Origin of the sequence: Promicromonospora kroppenstedtii DSM 19349, from assembly GCF_000515355.1 — a bacterium.
GTDB classification, from domain to species: Bacteria; Actinomycetota; Actinomycetes; order Actinomycetales; family Cellulomonadaceae; genus Promicromonospora; species Promicromonospora kroppenstedtii.
The window spans coordinates 16,020-16,654 of the sequence record NZ_KI911615.1; the positions used below are offsets into that span (position 1 = coordinate 16,020).

Sequence of the window (635 nt, forward strand, 5' to 3'; positions counted from 1 at the left end):
CCGGTGCGCGCGGCCGGCGCGCACGCCGACCTGACCTGGGCGTCGGAGCGGGTGCGCGTCGAGATCGGCGAGGGCGCCGAGGTCGGCTCGGGTTCCGGCGCTGACACGGGTTCCGGCGCTGACGGCGGGAGCCCGAGGGCTCACGCGGACCTCGCAGCAGGCGCCGGAGAACCCGCCGGAGCCGCCGCGCCCGTGCCGGAACCCACGAACGGCCGGCACGTGGATACGATGACGGCATGCTGACCGCGATCGTCCTCATCGACGCCGAGACGTCCCGCATCCCCGAGGTCGCGCAGGAGGTCGCGAACATCGACGGAGTGAGCGAGGTCTTCTCCGTGACGGGCAAGACCGACCTGGTCGCGATCGTGCGTGTGCCCGAGCACGAGCAGCTCGCCGGCGTCGTGTCCGACCGCGTGAACAAGGTGCCGGGCGTGCAGAACACGGAGACGCTGATCGCGTTCCGTGCCTTCTCCAAGGCGGACCTGGAGCAGGCGTTCGCGCTGGGACTGGACGACTAGCTCGGGCTCTCGGGCCCGACGACTAGCTGGCGCTCCCCGCCCGCGGCGCCTCGCCCGGCCCGGTGGCGCCCTCCCCGTCGGTGCGCGGACCGGCAGTGCCCTCCCTGGGCGCCCGCG

The 635-nt window shown here is 74.2% G+C and carries 1 protein-coding gene and 1 pseudogene; both read left to right on the forward strand.

Annotated features, from left to right (window positions below):
• A pseudogene (locus tag PROKR_RS36825) lies at positions 1 to 243 on the forward strand (hypothetical protein); the annotation flags it as partial.
• On the forward strand, positions 237 to 518 hold the full coding sequence (locus PROKR_RS04385) for an Lrp/AsnC family transcriptional regulator (protein ID WP_020014308.1): 282 nt from the start codon (positions 237 to 239) through the stop codon (positions 516 to 518). The pseudogene PROKR_RS36825 and the gene PROKR_RS04385, both read left to right, overlap by 7 nt.
• The last annotated feature ends 117 nt before the right edge of the window (positions 519 to 635 follow it).

What these genes read in the sequence shown, in the direction of transcription:
- PROKR_RS04385 (WP_020014308.1), top strand. Translation starts at nt 237, where the DNA reads ATGCTGACCGCGATCGTCCTCATCGACGCCGAGACGTCCCGCATCCCC.